An 18,903-nucleotide genomic window follows, 5' to 3' on the forward strand; every position below is an offset into this window, starting at 1 on the left:
GTAAAATGGCATTTCAAATATTAATAAACTTGGTCCTAGCCTTTGTATGGATGTTCTTAGCTCACTCTTATAGTCCTTCTTCTTTTACTGTAGGATACTTACTTGGTTTGCTCATCCTTTTAGGATTTAGAAGATTTCTTAAATCTAAATTTTATTTAATAAGAGTATGGGCGGTCATCAAGCTAATATTTATTTTTATTAAAGAATTATTGCTTGCAAATATATCTGTATTAAAGGTTATTATTAAGCCTAAGTTAGATATGAAACCTGGTATATTCGCTTTAGAAACGGAGCTTAAAAGAGATTGGGAAATAACTTTGTTAGCTAATCTAATTACATTAACTCCGGGTACATTAGTTATTGATGTATCAGAAGATAATAAAATTCTCTATATTCATGCAATGAATATAGATGATGTTCCTTCTGAAATTGATGCTATCAAAAATTCATTTGAAAAAGCGATCTTGGAGGTGAGCCGTTAAATGTTTAATGCTTTTATTACATTTGCTCTCATATGCCTCTCACTCTCAATGCTTGGTTTGATTTATAGAGTAATAAAAGGGCCATCCATTCCAGATAGAGTTATTGCACTAGATGCTATCGGAATTAATCTAATTGGGATTATTGCATTGATTTCCATTTTATTAGATACCTATGCCTTTCTTGAAGTCATCCTTCTATTGGGGATACTTGCATTTATTGGAACAGTAGCTATGGCTAAGTATTTAGAGAAGGGAGAGATTATTGAGGATGATCGAAATAAGTAAAATCTTCGCAACAGCCCTAATCGTTATTGGAGCGTTACTAAGCTTAATAGCCACCTTCGGAATTCTTCGACTGCCTGATGTATATACAAGAAATCACGCAGCTTCTAAGAGCGCTACTTTAGGGATTATGACAATAATGTTAGGAACGTTCATATATTTTTATATTGAACATGGCCACTTTAACTCTCGTGTGTTACTTGCCATTGTGTTTGTATTTTTTACGGCACCTGTATCTGGCCACTTAATCAGTAGAGCCGCATACAATTCCGGAGTTAAGCTTTGGGATAAAAGTGTAAGAGATGATTTAAAAAAGACAAAATAATAAATAAGAAAAAGAGGGAGAGTGTCCAGAAAATAAAATGTGATGGATACCCTCCCTCTTTTTCTACTATATTAAGCACATCAACCAAAGAGTAAAATAAAGTAATGCATATGGCAGAAGCCAGCAATATGACTTTTTTTAGAATTCCAGAACATACTCATACAAATATGTCCATAAAAATGTAGCTTATTTCAAGCGTAGGAGCCTCTAAAAGATGACTTTGATCACTTTGAGGCTCTTAAAGTTTCTGATTCATAAGCCTCACTATGACGAAACACTATCATTCCATTCCACTATGCTTAATTTACGTTGTAGAAATAGGAAGGCATTCTTTCAGTTTCTATTTTTTGTATGAAATGTTAACTATTTATATAATTTAGTTAAATAAGTTCGTAAAAAGTTAACTTTCCCATACAGTACAACCCGCTATATTTAAATTAGGGAGATATTCACATCATAGTAGGAGGGGATGAAATGAAAGATCAAATTGACATCATAGGAGCTGGCATTGGTGGTCTTTGTGCGGCAATAGCCGTGCAAAAATTGGGGTATAATGTCAAACTATTCGAAAAGCAACCTCAAAGCTTTGAAATTGGTTCAGGTATAATACTTGGTGCAAATGCAATGGTCTCACTAGATTATTTAGGGATAGGAAATCAGATTCGAGAGATTGCCTATGAAGAAAATGTATGTACAATTCTTTCAAATAAAGGAAAAGAACTCACAAAATTAGACTATAGAGGCACTTCAACAGCAAACTACACATTTGTTTTACGATCTGATTTAATAAAGATTCTATCAGAGACATTACAGCCTAATAGCATTATTTTCAATAAACAACTCACAAGCTTTAAACAAAATGATGAAGGCATCTTAATCTATTTTGAAGATGGGACTTCTTTTCATGCCCATTATATGATAGCAAGTGATGGAATTTTCTCAACTGTTAGGCAACAATTACTTCCTGACAAAAAAGTTCGATTTGCAGGATATACCTGCTGGAGAGGTGTTGTTGAAAGCTGTCCACAATACATTGAAAGAAAATATACTGAGACGTGGGGTCCAAAAGGGCGTATAGGTATTATTCCATTAACCAACAATCGAATCTATTGGTATGCCTTTAAGAACTGCCAAGCAAACGATAAAGAATTAAAGCAATGGAAAATGGCCGATATTCTTTTTAATTTTTCAGATTACCATCCACCTATTCAACAAATTATTGATCGTACTAAGGAAGACCGAATTTTTCAAAAAGATATTTATGATTTAGACCCAATTTTTCAATTCACATGCGATCGTATTCTTTTATTGGGAGACGCAGCACACGCTACAACCCCTAATATGGGACAAGGAGCCCTGTCAGACAATTGAGGATTCATTATTTCTTGCGTTGTGCTAAAAAAATGCCTCAACTGTCAAACAAGCATTTATTTACTATGAAAAACAAAGATTAAATCGCACAAGAACTAAAAGAATGTTACGTAAGGCTGTTTTCTCATACTTTTCGTCTATGAACAAGTAGTGAATATAAGCTGAGTTGAAAGCTGCTCTTGTAAGAGTTTCACGCCTTACGCTCCAATCAATCTTTTTATGTAATTTTATTCACTGATTTACAATCTTTTAGAAAATAGTCTAAAAAAAGACCCTCTCCGAAGAGACGGGTCTATTTTTCAATAACAGCCATTGTACATCTAGAAGTACAAATTAATTTTTCTTGCTCATCTACAATTTTTATATCCCAAACCATTGTTTTTCTTCCTCTATGTAATATGGTTGCTATAGCTGTTACTATTCCATCTTTCTTTCCACGAATATGATTCGCATTAATTTCCAAGCCAACAGTAGCTTCTTTTTCAGAATCAATAAGAGAAAAAGCTCCAATACTTGCGACAGTTTCAGCTAGTGCAGCCGATGCTCCACCATGCAATAGGCCCATTGGCTGTCGAGTTCTTTCATCAACAGGCATCGTCGCAATTACTTTCCCTTCTTCAAGAGAGGTAATCTCAATTCCCAATGTGTTAATTAATGTGTTTTCAATATTCATCTTATATCGGCTCCTTTATTTGGTTTCTTATATTCTTAAAATGGATAATTAAGACATTTTGCCATCATACGCATATCATAGCTATATCAACTTACTTATTACAGGAGGGTTGCCTTATGCAAAATTTATATTATTATCCATATCCTGTTTATTATCCTGCATTTATTTCTGTTGACTCCTTTCCTCATTCCCTTACTACATCCGCAGCAACGTTCTCATCATATCCTTATGCCCGAATTTTGCCACAAATAAATCCAAATACATTTATGAATTCTGCCAGACAATCAAAAGATTTGCTTAGAGATGCTCAAACTGTATCAGAAGGTGTGTATAAATCTCATAGTTTTTCTAAGCAACTAATGGAGGCTGCACAACAATCAAATACAGAGCTAGTAAAAAATTTAATTGCAAGCTTAGCTATTCAAAACCATTCTGAAATAGCTTATAATCCAGATGGAATACGTATTACTATAACACCCAAAAATCAAACAAATAATTGTTGTACTGTTATTCTATCATTAAAATGGCAAGATTTTATATAATTTTACTTTATTTAACAACAATAAAATCTTATATAAGAAAAAAGGCCTAAAGGTATGATTTTGTAACCTTTAGCCTTTTTGCTAAGCCACTAGTGCGACTATATATTAATGAATCGACTTAAAATCTCTAACAAATTGTGCTAGCGTTTTGGACATAACTCCAGTAGCTCCTGGCTCTTGTAAAGCACTAGATTTTTTGGTTGTTGCTGTTCCTGCTATATCTAAATGAATCCAAGGTGTTTCTTCTGCAAATTCTCCTACAAAAGCTGCACCCATGATTGCATGCCCTTCTCGCCCTGGCGAATTATTCAAATCTGCAATTCTACTGTTTTTAACTCTTGCTCTATCCTTAGCGGTAATAGGAAGCTGCCACATCGGTTCTCCTGTTTGTTCAGAAGCAGCTTTCATTTGTTGAAGTAGCTCATCATTATTTGTAAATACACCTGTCATTTCATTTCCTAATGCTACAACTACTCCGCCAGTTAATGTAGCAATATCCACTACATATTCAGCTCCATGCTGTTTCGCATACGTTACACCGTCTGCTAACGCTAATCTACCTTCAGCATCCGTGTTCAATACTTCTATTGTTTTTCCACTTAATGAAGTAATAACATCATCAGGCTTGAATGCTGTAGCACTAACTACATTATCAGTGGAAGCAATGACAGCTACAACATTTTGTTTCGGCTTTAGTTCACCTATTATCTCCATAGCCCCTAATACAGCAGCTGCTCCCCCCATATCCGTTTTCATACCGATCATACTTTCTCTTGGTTTCAAAGAATATCCTCCTGTATCATAAGTGATACCTTTTCCAACTAATCCGATAACATCCTTCCATTCTTCTTTTCCTTGATACTTTAAGACGATCATTGCTGGTGGTTCTACTGAACCTTGGTTAACAGCAAGTAAGGCCCCCATTCCCAATTCTTCCATTTCTTTTTTATTCAGGATTTCTATCTCAAATCCATATTTTTCAGCTGTTTGCTGAGAATAATTTGCCAATACGGTCGAAGTTAAAATATTTGGAGGTAAATTAACAAGTGTTCTAGCATAGTTTATTCCTTTACCATTAAAGAACCCAATTTGCATATATTTTCTAATCGTGTCATGATTGCTGGAAGAATAAATTGCAATATCCTCTATTTTTCCTTTAGACGGACTATTATTTGTTTTATAACCATCAAAAGAGTAAGCTGAAAGCATATACACCTCACCTATAAGTGTTGCTGCTTTTTCAATAGTTATTGGTCCCCCCATTAATGAATCCACATCTACTGCGACCGATGATAGCTTTAAATCTTGTACACACTTAAAAGCCTTTGCTAAGCCCTCTTTCCAATCTTCCTCCGTTACTTGTTGTTCTCTGCCTAATCCCACAAACAGAATTCGTTTCGTTTTAATTTTACCTAGTGTATGTATAACTGAAATAGCTTTTTTCTTTGTAGAAATATCACCACTTTTGATTAGTTCACTAATTTGATGATCCATTGCTTCATTACAATAAGGTAAAATTCCACGTAAGTTATAACCCGGATGATGTATACCTAAAATTAAGCATTCGATTTCTGTGTCTTGTAACCAGCTTTTTTCTAACGAAAACATACTATTTCCTCCATTGTATAAAATAAATTTGATTTAGCACTTTTTTACACTGACCTCCACCTAGACTTCACTTTTCTTCTTGATTTCAAGTGAAATTCTGGTAGAAGTAAAATAAACAAAATTTTTCGACTGTAGTATTTACACGCCTCTATAGAATGAAAATATTACAGTTATCATTATATACTAAAGAACTAGTTACTGTATTCCTGAAGTATATTAATTAAACTCAACTCTCATTTAAATTGTTTTAGCCTTAATTTGGACGAAATAAAAAATACAATTATTTTTATGTTAGATACAACATAAAGATGGGTAAATGAAATATCCTAACGATAGCATATGATTATCAAACTTAGAAATACAATTATAATAAAGAAGGTGAAGCCAATGAACATTATTTGGAATTTCCCAATTGTAGCTTCTCTCATCGCAATCTTTTTCGCGCAATTTGTTAAAGTTCCAATTTATTATATCGCGACTAGACGTTTTGATTGGTCTCTCTTAACTAGTACTGGTGGTATGCCTAGTTCCCATTCTGCTGCAGTAACGGCATTAGCAACTGCAATTGCTTTAGAAAATGGATTTGACTCTCCTATCTTTGCTGTAGCAACTATGTTTGCTATTATCACTATGTTTGACGCTACTGGTGTCCGCAGACAAGCAGGTGAACAAGCTGCCGTCTTAAATAAGCTTGTTCATGATTTTACAACTTTTGTTTATGAGGCAAAGCATTGGCAAGAGCAAGAAGAGCAGCAAAAACAAAAAAAATTGAAGGAGTTACTTGGGCATAAACCGATTGAAGTATTTTTGGGAGCATTAACTGGGATTCTTCTTACCCTTTTACTTTATTACATCTTTTATCCATAATTCGTAAAAAAATAGGAGCCTCTGAAAAGTGATAATAAATCACTTTTCAGAGGCTCCTTAGCTTTATGTTATCTACGTTTTTTATGAATCCGTTTATATACATGTATTCTTACTTTCTAAATAAAGCTCGTATTACACGCTTTAGATTTTGCATTATTTTATTTTCAGCTTTAAGAAATCTCATAAAAGATAAAAGATTGTCCATCAATGTTTTGGACAACCTCCTAATAAAGAATTCCTTAAACATTACCTATGTTAATTTCGTGATTATAGCTTATTTCTTATGTTTTTTAATAAACTGTTGACGAAACACTTGCTTTTCTTCACTTTCATTCAGTGATGTTAATTCAGTCTCTGTTAATTTACCATTTCCTCTTTTAATAACATACACATCTACTTCTTTTTTGCCCCATTCATTATATACATCTTGTACCGTCTCATAGTATAAATCTAATTTATTACCTTTAATGGCTCCACCAATATCAGCTACCACTCCATAGCCGTAATCCGGAATATAAAGAATCGTACCTATTGGAAAAACGTTGATATCAGCTGCAATAGTGGAGTAGTAATCTCTCTTCACTTTTACTCCAGAATACGTAATCCCATAGGAAGGATGATTTGGACTTTTCCCCGTAGATTCAAAACCAGCAGTATAGCCCGTTGCAATAACACTAGCTTTTTTATACATTGAAAAATCCTCTTCTAATTCATCAGGGAGCGTTTCTTCCTGTGCTGTTGTATTTCGACTAGTTGGCAAATCGATATAAGCTTGTAATCTTTGACTAAATCCTTCTATACTTTGATCCTTTTCAGCTAATAAAAATAACTCTCGAGCTTTCACACCTGTAAGATGAAAGTATGTCGCTTGTATAGCTAACAAAAATAGTAATAAAACAAATACTAATTTCAACAATTTTTTATTTTTTTTCATTTTCTCTCCACTCCTCTCGGAAATAGTACTTTCCAAAAAGAATAGAAAATATGCATTTCAAAAAACGTTAATGTTCCTTCATTATTTTTCCATGGGGTAAGCCAGTGCTCCTTTAAGAGTCTTGTTCCTTACGCTCTACAGCATATCTTTTTATCCCCTTTTTTCCTAACAAGCGTAATGAAAAGCAACTACAATCTTAAAAAAACAGCCTTTTCCGAAAAAAAAGGAGCTATTTCAATAGCTCCTTAAAACATCGTATTTTTCTTTTATTTCTGTTTAGCAAACCTTGTCGCTTATGAACAAATAGTGAGCAACTTTAAGCTAAATTCTGCTTCAAAATACGAGCTTTCCGCTAGTGACAGTATTCCACCGTGGCATATAGCACTTATGGATTCTAAACAAGTCCACTGACATTATAAAAACAACATACTTAATGGCCTATGTATAAACAAAATACATATTATTCTGTCTTTAAAACATTTGATATCCTTTTTTTCTTAAATATTTCATCGTAACTCCTGCTGCAATCGCTCCTAAAAATCCACTTCCTAATATAATAATGTCAGCCAATTGAATAGAAGCGATTCTTTCTCCGAGGTGACTAATTGTGTTGATAGGCTCCTTTAAATAATAAGTAAACTTAGCATTATTTATGATGTACAGTGATACTATTGGAAATAGCACAGCCATGATCCATGAAGCCCTAAATAACATATTAAGTAGGAATCCAATACCATAAAATAAAACAAAAAATAGTACAATAGAAATAATTAACGATGGAATAGATAAAGGCATCTTCTAAGTCCCCCTTTGAACATTATACTAAGTTTACTTAATGCACAATTATCCGTCAATTACCAATATTGTAAAATAAAAACTTTAAAGAAACAATTTATATGATAGATAACCAAATTGATTTCCAGGGTCCATATTATCTATTAATCTCTTAACATTATCTGTTTCTAGAGTCATCATATGCTTTAATAATGGAGAACAATAAGGATCTATCTGTATTTTTTCAGGAGACATATACACCGCTTCATATAATTCATCATACTGAATCACGATTTCTTCATGAAGAGGCTTTAATAAAAACATAACCATATTATCGCTATAGCCATCAGAAAGTACACCGCTTCTCATGCCCAGCATTCCTTTCACTTCTGTATCAATTCCTGTTTCTTCTTTAATTTCACGAACAGCAGCCTCATCTACTGTTTCATCCTCTTTTACAAACCCTGCTGGCAATGACCAAAATCCTTTTAATCCACCATATTTCTTTTTGACAATTAACCATTCACCCTTCTTATTAATCACAATACCACACACAGCAAGCCATACGTTTCTACATCTTTCGCTCATATCTCTTCCCCCATTTATACACAATTATCTAGTTTATAAAAACGCCTTGCTTATATTAGCAAGGCGTTAATCCCTATATTTCTAATCTTTTACAAAATGTTGAATTTCCCTTTCTTTACTACAAGAGGAGTACCTCCAATTAGGAAAAGCGCCCGATTATCAATAATTTTTTTCATAAAAGATGCCGATTTGCCAGTTAATTTTCTTCCGAATACAAGACCAATCGCATCATCTTCTCCTAATGAGCATACACTTCCTTTTAAATCCGGTTGAAATTCTTCTAGTTTTGATTCATTTCGAACAAGCAAAGTGATATTTTTAGAACATGTTTCTGCTTGTTGCATAGCAATTTGAGCAGTTGGTGGATATGGACGATTTGTTTCTTCATTAATGATTAACGAACTATCTCCAATAACGAAGATAGATTCTTCCTCGGGAGCACGTAAATCTTTGTTTACTTTAACCCTTCCACGCATCGTCTCAATCCCAGACTTATCGATTAGGGGATTTCCTCTCACACCCGCAGCCCAAACAACTGTTGATGCTTTAATTTCTTCCACGTTATCATTAGCAGCAGAAACTAATATACCGTCAGCTGTACATTCTTTGATAGCTGTTCCAATCCTAAATTCTACACCTTTTTTCTCTAAAATGGCCACAGCATACTTCACTAGTTCTTCGTCAAAACCTGGTAATACTGTTGGAGCAGCTTCTACACAAATTATTCTAACTTTATTATAGTCTACATCATGTTCTTTTGATAGTTTTGGTATACGGTTTACTAGCTCTCCTAAAAATTCAATTCCTGTAAAGCCTGCACCACCTACTATAATGGTAATCCTCTCTTGTTGTTTATATTCTTCTGTTCCGTACGTCGCAAATTGATACTCTATGTGATTGCGTATTTTCCTCGCAGAATTTAAATTACTTATTGAAAATGCATATTCTTTTAATCCTTTTATCCCAAAAGTTTCGGGTACTGATCCTAAAGCAATAACCAAGAAGTCATATTCTATTTCACCACTTAAAAGAAGGATTCTTTTCGCATCTTTCTTTATATCAACAACTGTATCTTTTATAAATTGCACTTTATTTTGATCAATTACTTTACTAATTTCATAACGAACTCGGTCATAAGATAAAGTACCAGCTGATGCTTCATGTAACCATGTCGTCTCATAATGATACGTATTATTATTTATAAGAATGATTTCCGCTTCATTAACACCCAAGCTTTTTTGTAAACGAACAGTAGTTGTCAATCCTGCATATCCAGCACCTAAAATAACAATTCTTGGTTTTTTCAATATTTCTCACATCCATCTTTATCAAAATTCATCTATTGATTCATTCTATGTTCTCCATCTTCTTATTAATAAATGTATACAGATTTATTCCAAACATTCATATTCCCAACATGTTGCACAAGAAATATACTTATTTATGAATTAGTGTCTATTTATTTGCAATATGTAATATGGTAAATTAAGCATATCAACTTGTAAGGTAAACTAAATGTTCAAAATACATATTTTAAAATATTAATTCAAAATAATAATTGTTCATAAATTTTTATAATTATTTACCGATTTTAACAACCGGCTTCATGTATTATGGTAAAATGTATAAAAAATTGTGTATTTTTCACATAAGGGGGAATTTGCGTGACTGAGGAACAAAAAGTTTATGATATCACAATCATAGGTGGTGGACCTGTAGGACTATTTACTGCTTTCTATGGTGGAATGAGACAAGCGTCTGTAAAGATTATCGAAAGCTTGCCACAATTAGGTGGACAATTAACAGCATTATATCCCGAAAAATATATTTATGATGTTGCAGGTTTTCCAAAAGTACGCGCACAAGAGCTTGTAAATAATTTAAAGGAACAAATGAAAAAGTTTGAACCTACGGTTGTGCTAGAAGAAGCTGTTGAACAAGTTGAAAAACAAGCAGACGGTGTCTTTAAGCTGACCACAAATGGTGGCGAACATTTCACGAAATCACTTATTATTACTGCTGGTAACGGAGCTTTTCAACCTCGACGTTTAGAACTCGATGGAGCAATTAAATATGAAAAGTCTAATATTCATTACTTTATTGATGATTTAAATCAGTTTGCGGGTCAAAAAGTCGTAGTTTGCGGTGGCGGAGATTCTGCTGTGGATTGGGCTTTAATGCTTGAAAACATCGCAGAAAAAGTATATATCGTTCATCGTCGTGACAAATTCCGTGCTCATGAGCATAGTGTTGAAAACTTACACAATTCCAAAGTCATTGTAAAAACTCCTTACGTTCCCGCAGAAATTATCGGTGATGATGAAAAAGTAACGCAAATCGTTTTAGAAAATGCTACAGATGGATCAAAAGAAGTAATTGATCTAGATGCACTGATTGTAAACTTTGGATTTATTTCTTCATTAGGTCCTATCAAAACTTGGGGATTAGAAATTGAAAAGAATTCTATTGTAGTAAATTCTAAAATGGAAACAAATATCGAAGGAATTTATGCTGCAGGTGACATTTGTACGTATGATGGTAAAGTTAAACTAATTGCAAGTGGTTTCGGAGAAGCTCCAACAGCTATCAATAATGCTAAAGCCTATATTGATCCAAAAGCTAAAGTACAACCTCTTCATAGTACATCTCTATTTAAATAAAAAAGTCATTATACATGACTTTTTATTACTTCTAGGTGCCTTTCTGTATCTTTTACTACCTGAAAAAGAGGGACCTGAGGCATCGTTTCATAATATAATAAGACCTTATCGATAGTTAAAGTCATAAAACATCCACTATCAATAAGGTCATTTCTACAACCCTGAATATACTTTCTGGGTTGTTTTTTTCATTTTAAGAGTAAAAATACGTACGTTTACAGATTAACACTCTTCAGGCTTACCTGCATTCTTCGCCGTACGGAAAGAAGAACCACATCCACATGATGCAATCGCATTTGGATTGTCAATGGTAAATCCGCCGCCCATCATGGATTGCTTATAATCAATAATGGTTCCTTTTAAAATTCCTACGCTTTCCTGATCAATCACAATACCAATTCCATGTTGATTTAGTTCAACATCGTCATCGTTCACTTCTTGAGCAAATCCCATGCCATAAGAAAGACCACTGCATCCTCCCCCATGAACCGCTACTCGTAGTAAGGATCCTTCTCCTTCATTTTCTTTCATCATATCTTTTATCTGCATTGCCGCAGATTCTGTAATTGTTATAATTTGTTCCATTTTCTTACCTCCTATGACTTCCTGAATAGAATTTATACTTTACTACAAGTATATACAAAAATCTAATTTATGCTCAACTTATCGATATGAACAAGTTTAAACTAGGACAAATTATTCAGAAAAATTTTCCCTTTTTATTGTTTTTGGCTTTATAATGAGATTATAAGAAAATACTCCCCGAAAATGAGGTCGATTCCTATGGAAAAGATAGAACCTTTATTCGATCGAAAAATCCAATGTCCTTTATGTGAAACAAACTATACATCAAAAAAAATTCGCTCTAAATGTATTCAAGTACAAGAATACGACACAGACTTTTGCCCTAAATATAAAGAAGGAAGCATCAACGGTTTACTTTATAAAATATATGTTTGTCCAAGTTGTGGTTATGCATTTTCTAATGATTTTTCAAAATACTTTCCTCCCAATAGTAAAGAAAACATCATCAGTAGTATATGCTCTAAATGGATTCCACATAGTTTTAGTGGAGAAAGAACCGTTGAAGAAAGTATTAAGACATATAAATTAGCTGTTCTGTCAGCAACCTATAAGAAAGAGAAACACAGTTTAATTGCTGGTTTACTTTTAAGAATAGCTTGGTTAAATCGTCTGACTAAAAATGAAGAACAAGAGAAAAGATTTATGAAACTTGCCTTTCAGGAATATAACCAATCGTTTAGCACAGATGATTACAAAGGCACAAAAATATCAGATGTGAAAATTCTTTACTTAATGGCGGATCTTTCAAGACGGATTGGAGATATTGAACAAGCAACTAAATATTTATCGATGGTAATTGAACGCTCCAAAAGCTCAATTGAAACAGGCATAATTGAAATGGCCAAAGAAAGATGGAATGAAATACGCGAACAAAAAAAAGTAGTACTTTAATATTTTTTTCGTCAATTTATAGATACAAAACATTCCCTCTCTCTCCCATAAAAATATAAGGGACTGTTTCAATCAATCTGAAACAGCCCTTCATACTATGATATGTTCCTGTATTATTATACTTTGTTACATAATCCTATAGTCACTTATTACTAGCTATTGTCATAACACCATGTAATAGAACAAAACTATGATCAAAAAATTCCGTTTTCTTCTATAAATTCATATATATTTTCTACAAGCTCGTCAGCATCCTCACCTGTTACCATTTCTCCGTTTACAAGTGCAAACATGTAATGGCCACATTTACCACAATAACTTAGGCACCCATATTCAACTATGTCTAAATTAGGATCTTTTTGTAATTTTTCCAAGGCTGGATATGATCCACTTGCTACGTTGCTAACACAAAATTCAATTATTGGCTTTATCATGTTTTCACCTCACTACTAATAGTTATGCTACTCTGTTTCCTTTTTATAGTCAAACGATTGTTCATTGAATTCTAATTAACACAAAAAATTCAATAATTTAGAAAATAATATTGTAGAAATTATCCATCTTCGTTATACTAGCATATGGAATCGAACATCTACCATACCAAAGTTAATACAAATAGAAAAAATTATAGAAGACGTTTTGAAACCGTTTTTAATCAAATTCGGTTATAATAAAACTTGTTGCAATTATACGAATTAGGGGTAAGTATAAACAAAGGGAACAATTACAAACTAGCATAAACACAAAGGGGATAATGTGATGAGAAAACTAGTTATACTTGGTGGAGGATACGGGGGTATGAGAATCCTTCACAGATTACTTCCAAATCATTTACCTGAGGATGTATCTATTACTTTAATCGATCGTAATCCTTACCACAGCTTGAAAACAGAATACTATGCACTAGCCGCTGGTACTATTTCAGACCAGCATATTCGCGTTTCTTTTCCTGAGCATCCTAAACTTTCATATGTTTGTGGAAATGTTCAATCTATTAATCTAGAAGAAAATGAAATTCTTTTAGAAGATGAAAGCAAAATTGAATATGATGATTTAGTTATTGGACTTGGCTGTGTTGATAAATATCACGGCGTTCCAGGTGCTAAAGAGTACACTTATAGCATCCAATCAATTGATCAAGCACGTAGAACGAGCCAAGTTTTAAATAATTTAGGCAATAATGCTTCTGTTTCTATCGTTGGTGCAGGATTAAGTGGTGTCGAACTAGCAAGCGAATTAATTGAAAGTCGCCCAGACTTACAAATAAAACTCTTCGATCGTGGCGAGCATATACTATCTGCTTTCTCTCCACGTCTTAGTAAATATGTTGAAGATTGGTTTAAGTCAAATAACGTTGAAGTAATTAGTCGTTCTAATATAACTAAAGTAGAAGAAAATATTCTATACAATCATGACACAGCTATTGAAAACGATGTAATTGTTTGGACTGCTGGTATTCAACCAAATAAAATTGTACGTGATTTGCCAGTTGAAAAGGATAAGCAAGGACGTGTTATCTTAACACCTCAACATTTCATTCCAAATCATGAAAATGTATTTGTTGTTGGAGACTGTGCAAGTCTTGATCATGCTCCAAGTGCACAACTAGCGGAAGGCCAAGCTGAGCAGATCGTCGTAGTATTAGACAAAAAATGGAAAGGTGAACCTTTACCTGAAAGCTTTCCTAAGATAAAACTTAAAGGAATTCTTGGCTCTCTTGGTAAAAAACACGGATTTGGTTTAGTAAATGATCGTGCTATTACTGGTAGAGTTGCTAGATTGTTAAAATCAGGAATTTTATGGATGTACAAATTTCATAATGGATGATGTAAACCATTAACCTTGACTATAATAATTAAAACTCGCTGCTCTAAAAAGAAAGCGAGTTTTTGTTTTCTACTTTTCAAATCAAAATAAATTTTCTATTCCTTTACTTTAAATCCGTATCTCTCCATCTCTTTTACTACTTTTTTCAGATTCGGATTTCCTTCACCTACAATTTCATCATTAATGACAACAACTGGATAGAACAAGTCCTCTTCAATGACCTTTTTAGAAAAAGCCGCCTTTTTTGCATCTTCTTGTTCTTCAAAAATGTCCACATATGTAACTGAAAATTTTTGTTCTGGAAACTTTCTAGTTAATGCAGCCTCAAGCCATTCATATGTATCTTTCGAAGAAGGTAGATTAACGCAACTTGCACATAACTGTTCTGCTCCATATACTATAATGTCAAAGTTTTCATTACTCATCGCTTTTTCCCTTCTTTCCCAATTTCGTACTATTTTCATTGTAAAACATACTTTTCTTTTCTTAAAGCAAGAATACTCAATGGATTTTTTACCTTGTTGTGATTATAATATGTATAGATATAGAAAGGAGTCGATGAAATGTCTGAGCAATCAATGTTAGAGCAAGTTCAAGAAGTACTAGATAAACTTCGTCCATTTTTATTACGCGATGGAGGAGATTGCGAACTTGTTGATGTCGAAGATGGAATTGTTAAACTTCGTTTATTAGGTGCTTGTGGAAGCTGCCCAAGTTCTACAATCACTTTAAAAGCAGGCATCGAGCGTGCTCTTCTTGAAGAAGTACCTGGTGTTATTGAAGTTGAACAAGTTTTTTAATACAACATATGTAGAGCTAAGCCTTTGTAAATAAGTGCTTAGCTTTTTTCATTATGAATAAATTGTTTTAAAAGAGGCATAACAAAGCGCATAACATCAGCTTTTTTTAGCAAGTAAGAATACACTTGTAAACAACCTCGTATTAACAACATAATTCCATACAAAGCGTAGGGGCCTCTGAAAAGTGATATAAATAACTTTTCAGACAGCCCCCCTTTTTTGTATTATGAGACAACTATATCTGCTTTGTTCGTTACAACACAACCCTCTTCATCTACTTGAAGCTGTTTGATCGTACAATCAATAAAGCTTTCAGAGAGTTCATCTACAAGCTGATTTGTATGCTTGCTTTCAACAAAACATACTACTGTTGGTCCTGCACCACTTAAAGCAATCCCAAATGCACCCGCTTTTTCTGCTACTTGTTCTACTTCGGTTAATAACGGGACTAGCTTTCTTCGATATGGCTGATGAAATAAATCTCGCTTCATCATTGATCCAGCCATAGAATAGTTACCAGATAATAAGGCAGCTAGAAATGTGTTTGAAATTGCACTTGCCTTTACCGCTTCTTTATACGAAAATGTCGATGGTAATACCTCACGAGAATGACTCGTTAAAAGCTCATAATCTGGAATTACTGCAACCACTTCAACATTTGGTAGCGCACATGTTAAAAGACTTGTTTTACTCTCTTCATATTCACCAACCACTAAACCACCAGTTACAGAAGCACCTGCATTATCAGGATGTCCTTCTTCAACTGATGCAAGATGAACTTTCTCCTCTTTAGTTAGGTTTAAATGAGCTAGTGTATCTGCCAATTGAATACCTGCAACAATAGCTGAAGCACTGCTACCTAATCCTCTAGCTAATGGAATCTCACTATGGACCGCAAGCTTACATGGAGGTAAAGTTTTTCCATATTTCCCCGCAATTTTGTTAGCAATTTTCACAATGTAATGATTTTCATCTGTCGGAAAAGTCTTCATTTCCTCTGTTAACGGTTCAACTATCCATGAATCACTTGGATAGACATGAACAGTTAAATATAAAGATAGTGCCAATCCAATAGAATCAAATCCAGGGCCTAAATTTGCAGAGCTTGCTGGAACTCTTATGCTAAATAGCATGTCACTCCTCATACTTTTGCCACACCTTTAATATGTGATAAAATAGCTTCTTCATCTGTTGGTAGTACCACTGGTTTTACTTCGCTATATTCTACTGCAGTTGATGGATCTTTTAATCCATTACCTGTTAAAACAGCAACTACTTTGGAGCCTTTTTTAATTTCTCCAGATTTAAGCTGTTTAATTAAACCTGCAATACTTGCACTAGAACCTGGTTCTGCAAAAATTCCTTCTTTTCTAGCCAATAATTTATAAGCTTCTAAAATTTCCTCATCCGATACTTCGTCAATTTTCCCATTTGATTCCTCAGCTGCATTTACAGCTAAATTCCAGCTTGCTGGATTACCGATACGAATAGCTGTAGCGATTGTTTCTGGTGCTTCAAACACGCGGTTATGCACAATAGCTGCTGCTCCTTCAGCCTCAAAGCCTCTCATTTCAGGAAGCTTAGTTCCCTTTTTCTCATGGTACTCTTTGAAACCTTTCCAATAAGCCGAAATATTCCCAGCATTCCCCACTGGAATAACTAATACATCTGGAGCATCGCCAAGCACATCACAAATTTCAAATGCAGCTGTTTTTTGTCCTTCAAGTCGATAAGGGTTAACAGAGTTTACAAGAGCAATTGGTGATTTTTCACTAATGTTTCTTACAATTTGCAAGGCATTGTCAAAGTTTCCGTCAATTGCTACAATCTCTGCTCCATACATAACAGCTTGTGCTAGTTTTCCCATTGCAATTTTGCCATCAGGAATAACAACAATACAACGAAGACCCAATCTAGCAGCATAAGCTGCTGCTGCTGCAGATGTATTACCTGTAGATGCACAAATAATAGTATCTGCCCCTTCTTCAACAGCTTTAGCTACAGCCATAACCATACCTCTATCTTTAAACGAGCCAGTTGGATTTAAACCTTCATACTTAACATATAATTCTACACCAAACTCTTCAGATAAATTATTACACTTAATTAATGGTGTATTTCCTTCATGTAAAGTTAACAATGGTGTATTGTCTGTTACGGGTAAATATTCTTTATATTCTTGAATTAAACCTCTCCAACTCATTGTACGCCATTCCCTTCTACTCTATAAGTGCTATTAATATCGTAAACTAAATCATTATCTCTTAGTTGTTGTAAGATTTCTTCAAAGTCTTTTAATGATGAACGGTGTGTTACTAGCACTATTTCTGATTGACCTTTTTCTTTTAATGGAAGCTGTAGGATTTTCTCAAAACTTACATCATGCTTCGCAAATAATGCTGTAATAGAAGCAAAAACTCCTACCTCATCTTTTACTTGAAGGCTAAGGAAATATTTTGAAAATATTTCTTCTGAATTCTTAATGTTTTTCTCATATTGAGGAGCGGATGCACTTCTTCCATTCACACCTAGCCTCATATTTTTCATGACATTTACAAGGTCAGATACAACGGATGTTGCTGTTGGTAAACTACCAGCCCCTGGTCCGTAAAACATTGTTTCTCCAACTGCTTCTCCATATACATACACCGCATTGTACTCATCATTAACACTTGCTAGTGGATGAGTTTCCGGAAGTAAAGTAGGTTGTACACTTACTTCGACTTTGCCATCTTTTTTAGATGCGATACCAATTAATTTCATTGTATATCCCAAACGTTTACTATAATCTAAATCTGCTTTTGTAATGTCAGTGATACCTTTTACACTAACATCTTCTAGATCAATATTCATGGAGAATCCAAGTGTAGCAAGAATAGCCATTTTTCTAGCAGCATCTAAACCTTCTACATCTGCAGTTGGATCACTTTCAGCATAACCTAGAGCTTGTGCTTCAGCTAATACTTCCTCATATGGAGCACCATATTTACTCATTTTCGTTAAAATAAAGTTGGTAGTACCATTCACAATCCCCATAATTTTCGTAATACGATCAGAAGCCAATCCATCTACTAAACCACGTAGTATCGGAATACCGCCTGCTACACTTGCTTCATAAAATAAATCGCAACTATTTTGAGTAGCCTCAGCTAATAATTCTGAACCATAGAGAGCCATTAAGTCTTTATTCGCTGTTACAACATGTTTTTTATTACGAAGAGCTTTCAATAAGTATTTACGCGTTTCATCAATACCGCCCATTACTTCGATTACTACATCTATTTCTGGATCATCGAGGATATCATCAGCACAATCTGTTAATAAAGTTTTTCCTACTAAGTTTCCTCTTTCTTTCTCCATGTTCTTAACTAAAATCTTCTTTATCTTCACCGGACAGCCAATTTGATGCATAAGCTTATCTTGGTGGTTTTCGATAATTTGCACTACACCTGTACCAACTGTTCCTAATCCTAATAAACCGATTGATATAGCATCCATATCCTATTCTCCCTCTCCGTTGTTCTCTCTAAACATACATTTGTTTTTATATAAAAGACATTATATGCTTTCCGCCCGTTATTTTCAATAGTCAAAAATAACAGAATAATAAGTATATATTTATTGTAACAAGAAATTTCGAAATATCGTAAACATTTATCTTATAAAATAAAACAAGAGAACATTTGTCAGAGAA

General features: G+C 33.9%; 22 protein-coding genes. 10 read left to right on the forward strand and 12 right to left on the reverse strand.

Going from position 1 to position 18,903, the window contains the following annotated elements; translation table 11 throughout:
* The first annotated feature begins 5 nt into the window (after nucleotides 1–5).
* The 4 genes from BN349_RS18190 (at nucleotide 6) to BN349_RS24305 (ending at nucleotide 2,460) form a co-directional block, all read left to right on the forward strand.
* On the forward strand, nucleotides 6–482 hold the full coding sequence (locus tag BN349_RS18190) for a Na+/H+ antiporter subunit E (protein WP_019243768.1): 477 nt from the start codon (nucleotides 6–8) through the stop codon (nucleotides 480–482).
* 48 nt (nucleotides 483–530) lie between these two features.
* On the forward strand, nucleotides 531–767 hold the full coding sequence (locus BN349_RS18195) for a Na(+)/H(+) antiporter subunit F1 (RefSeq protein WP_232423577.1): 237 nt from the start codon (nucleotides 531–533) through the stop codon (nucleotides 765–767).
* Nucleotides 751–1,089 carry a monovalent cation/H(+) antiporter subunit G gene (mnhG, locus tag BN349_RS18200; RefSeq protein WP_019243770.1) on the forward strand — a complete coding sequence of 113 codons (339 nt, stop codon included), beginning with the start codon at nucleotides 751–753 and terminating at the stop codon, nucleotides 1,087–1,089. Before BN349_RS18195 ends, mnhG begins: the two co-directional genes overlap by 17 nt.
* 474 nt (nucleotides 1,090–1,563) lie before the next feature.
* Nucleotides 1,564–2,460, forward strand: a complete 897-nt coding sequence (locus BN349_RS24305; protein WP_019243771.1) for an FAD-dependent monooxygenase — start codon at nucleotides 1,564–1,566, stop codon at nucleotides 2,458–2,460.
* Nucleotides 2,461–2,752: 292 nt separating this feature from the next.
* Here BN349_RS24305 and BN349_RS18210 read toward each other — a convergent pair whose 3' ends face one another.
* Nucleotides 2,753–3,133 carry a PaaI family thioesterase gene (locus tag BN349_RS18210; protein WP_019243772.1) on the reverse strand — a complete coding sequence of 127 codons (381 nt, stop codon included), beginning with the start codon at nucleotides 3,131–3,133 and terminating at the stop codon, nucleotides 2,753–2,755.
* 116 nt (nucleotides 3,134–3,249) lie between these two features.
* On the opposite strand from BN349_RS18210, the gene BN349_RS24310 reads away from it, so the two are divergent.
* Nucleotides 3,250–3,675, forward strand: coding sequence for a hypothetical protein (locus BN349_RS24310; RefSeq protein ID WP_019243773.1), 426 nt, complete (start codon nucleotides 3,250–3,252; stop codon nucleotides 3,673–3,675).
* A 105-nt stretch (nucleotides 3,676–3,780) separates the two neighbouring features.
* On the opposite strand, the gene BN349_RS18220 is transcribed toward BN349_RS24310, so the two are convergent.
* On the reverse strand, nucleotides 3,781–5,283 hold the full coding sequence (locus tag BN349_RS18220; protein ID WP_019243774.1) for a leucyl aminopeptidase: 1,503 nt from the start codon (nucleotides 5,281–5,283) through the stop codon (nucleotides 3,781–3,783).
* Between the two features lie 387 nt (nucleotides 5,284–5,670).
* Here BN349_RS18220 and BN349_RS18225 point away from each other — a divergent pair, with 387 nt between their 5' ends.
* Nucleotides 5,671–6,150 (forward strand): divergent PAP2 family protein, encoded by a 480-nt coding sequence (locus BN349_RS18225; RefSeq protein WP_019243775.1) that lies wholly within the window; start codon nucleotides 5,671–5,673, stop codon nucleotides 6,148–6,150.
* Between the two features lie 274 nt (nucleotides 6,151–6,424).
* Here the strand turns inward: BN349_RS18225 and BN349_RS18235 are convergent, their stop codons facing one another.
* The 4 genes from BN349_RS18235 to BN349_RS18250 all read right to left on the reverse strand — a co-directional run bounded on the left by BN349_RS18235 (nucleotide 6,425) and on the right by BN349_RS18250 (nucleotide 9,753).
* The gene (locus BN349_RS18235; RefSeq protein WP_019243777.1) at nucleotides 6,425–7,084 is read right to left on the reverse strand and encodes a 3D domain-containing protein; all 660 of its coding nucleotides are present in this window, start codon (nucleotides 7,082–7,084) and stop codon (nucleotides 6,425–6,427) included.
* A gap of 471 nt (nucleotides 7,085–7,555) precedes the next feature.
* Nucleotides 7,556–7,879, reverse strand: a complete 324-nt coding sequence (locus BN349_RS18240) for a YuiB family protein (RefSeq protein ID WP_019243778.1) — start codon at nucleotides 7,877–7,879, stop codon at nucleotides 7,556–7,558.
* An 84-nt stretch (nucleotides 7,880–7,963) separates the two neighbouring features.
* Complete coding sequence (locus tag BN349_RS18245) at nucleotides 7,964–8,446, reverse strand: NUDIX domain-containing protein (RefSeq protein WP_019243779.1); 483 nt, start codon at nucleotides 8,444–8,446, stop codon at nucleotides 7,964–7,966.
* Nucleotides 8,447–8,535: 89 nt separating this feature from the next.
* On the reverse strand, nucleotides 8,536–9,753 hold the full coding sequence (locus BN349_RS18250) for an NAD(P)/FAD-dependent oxidoreductase (protein WP_019243780.1): 1,218 nt from the start codon (nucleotides 9,751–9,753) through the stop codon (nucleotides 8,536–8,538).
* Nucleotides 9,754–10,110: 357 nt separating this feature from the next.
* Between BN349_RS18250 and BN349_RS18255 the strand changes: the two genes are divergently transcribed.
* Nucleotides 10,111–11,106 carry an NAD(P)/FAD-dependent oxidoreductase gene (locus BN349_RS18255; RefSeq protein ID WP_019243781.1) on the forward strand — a complete coding sequence of 332 codons (996 nt, stop codon included), beginning with the start codon at nucleotides 10,111–10,113 and terminating at the stop codon, nucleotides 11,104–11,106.
* 222 nt (nucleotides 11,107–11,328) lie between these two features.
* On the opposite strand, the gene BN349_RS18260 is transcribed toward BN349_RS18255, so the two are convergent.
* A complete protein-coding gene (locus BN349_RS18260; protein ID WP_019243782.1) occupies nucleotides 11,329–11,691 on the reverse strand; it encodes a HesB/IscA family protein in 363 nt (120 codons plus the stop codon).
* A gap of 198 nt (nucleotides 11,692–11,889) precedes the next feature.
* Between BN349_RS18260 and BN349_RS18265 the strand changes: the two genes are divergently transcribed.
* Nucleotides 11,890–12,582: a DUF2225 domain-containing protein gene (locus BN349_RS18265; protein ID WP_019243783.1), complete on the forward strand. Its 693-nt coding sequence runs from the start codon at nucleotides 11,890–11,892 to the stop codon at nucleotides 12,580–12,582.
* A gap of 194 nt (nucleotides 12,583–12,776) precedes the next feature.
* Here BN349_RS18265 and BN349_RS18270 read toward each other — a convergent pair whose 3' ends face one another.
* Entirely contained in the window at nucleotides 12,777–13,016 is a 240-nt protein-coding gene (locus BN349_RS18270; protein WP_019243784.1) for a YuzB family protein, read from the reverse strand.
* A gap of 325 nt (nucleotides 13,017–13,341) precedes the next feature.
* Here BN349_RS18270 and BN349_RS18275 point away from each other — a divergent pair, with 325 nt between their 5' ends.
* Nucleotides 13,342–14,409 (forward strand): NAD(P)/FAD-dependent oxidoreductase, encoded by a 1,068-nt coding sequence (locus tag BN349_RS18275; RefSeq protein WP_019243785.1) that lies wholly within the window; start codon nucleotides 13,342–13,344, stop codon nucleotides 14,407–14,409.
* A 95-nt stretch (nucleotides 14,410–14,504) separates the two neighbouring features.
* Here the strand turns inward: BN349_RS18275 and BN349_RS18280 are convergent, their stop codons facing one another.
* Nucleotides 14,505–14,834, reverse strand: a complete 330-nt coding sequence (locus BN349_RS18280) for a YuzD family protein (protein WP_019243786.1) — start codon at nucleotides 14,832–14,834, stop codon at nucleotides 14,505–14,507.
* A gap of 138 nt (nucleotides 14,835–14,972) precedes the next feature.
* On the opposite strand from BN349_RS18280, the gene BN349_RS18285 reads away from it, so the two are divergent.
* Nucleotides 14,973–15,209 (forward strand): NifU family protein, encoded by a 237-nt coding sequence (locus BN349_RS18285; RefSeq protein ID WP_019243787.1) that lies wholly within the window; start codon nucleotides 14,973–14,975, stop codon nucleotides 15,207–15,209.
* 224 nt (nucleotides 15,210–15,433) lie between these two features.
* On the opposite strand, the gene thrB is transcribed toward BN349_RS18285, so the two are convergent.
* From thrB to BN349_RS18300, 3 genes are read right to left on the reverse strand one after another with little or no spacing between them, the layout of a single operon-like run.
* Complete coding sequence (thrB, locus tag BN349_RS18290; RefSeq protein ID WP_019243788.1) at nucleotides 15,434–16,342, reverse strand: homoserine kinase; 909 nt, start codon at nucleotides 16,340–16,342, stop codon at nucleotides 15,434–15,436.
* 8 nt (nucleotides 16,343–16,350) lie between these two features.
* Nucleotides 16,351–17,412, reverse strand: a complete 1,062-nt coding sequence (thrC, locus tag BN349_RS18295) for a threonine synthase (RefSeq protein ID WP_019243789.1) — start codon at nucleotides 17,410–17,412, stop codon at nucleotides 16,351–16,353.
* Entirely contained in the window at nucleotides 17,409–18,707 is a 1,299-nt protein-coding gene (locus tag BN349_RS18300; protein ID WP_019243790.1) for a homoserine dehydrogenase, read from the reverse strand. The genes thrC and BN349_RS18300 overlap by 4 nt, the downstream gene beginning before the upstream one ends.
* Between the last annotated feature and the right edge of the window lie 196 nt (nucleotides 18,708–18,903).

It is taken from the genome of Bacillus sp. AP8, from assembly GCF_000321185.1.
Classification (GTDB): domain Bacteria; phylum Bacillota; class Bacilli; order Bacillales; family DSM-1321; genus Bacillus_AD; species Bacillus_AD massilioanorexius.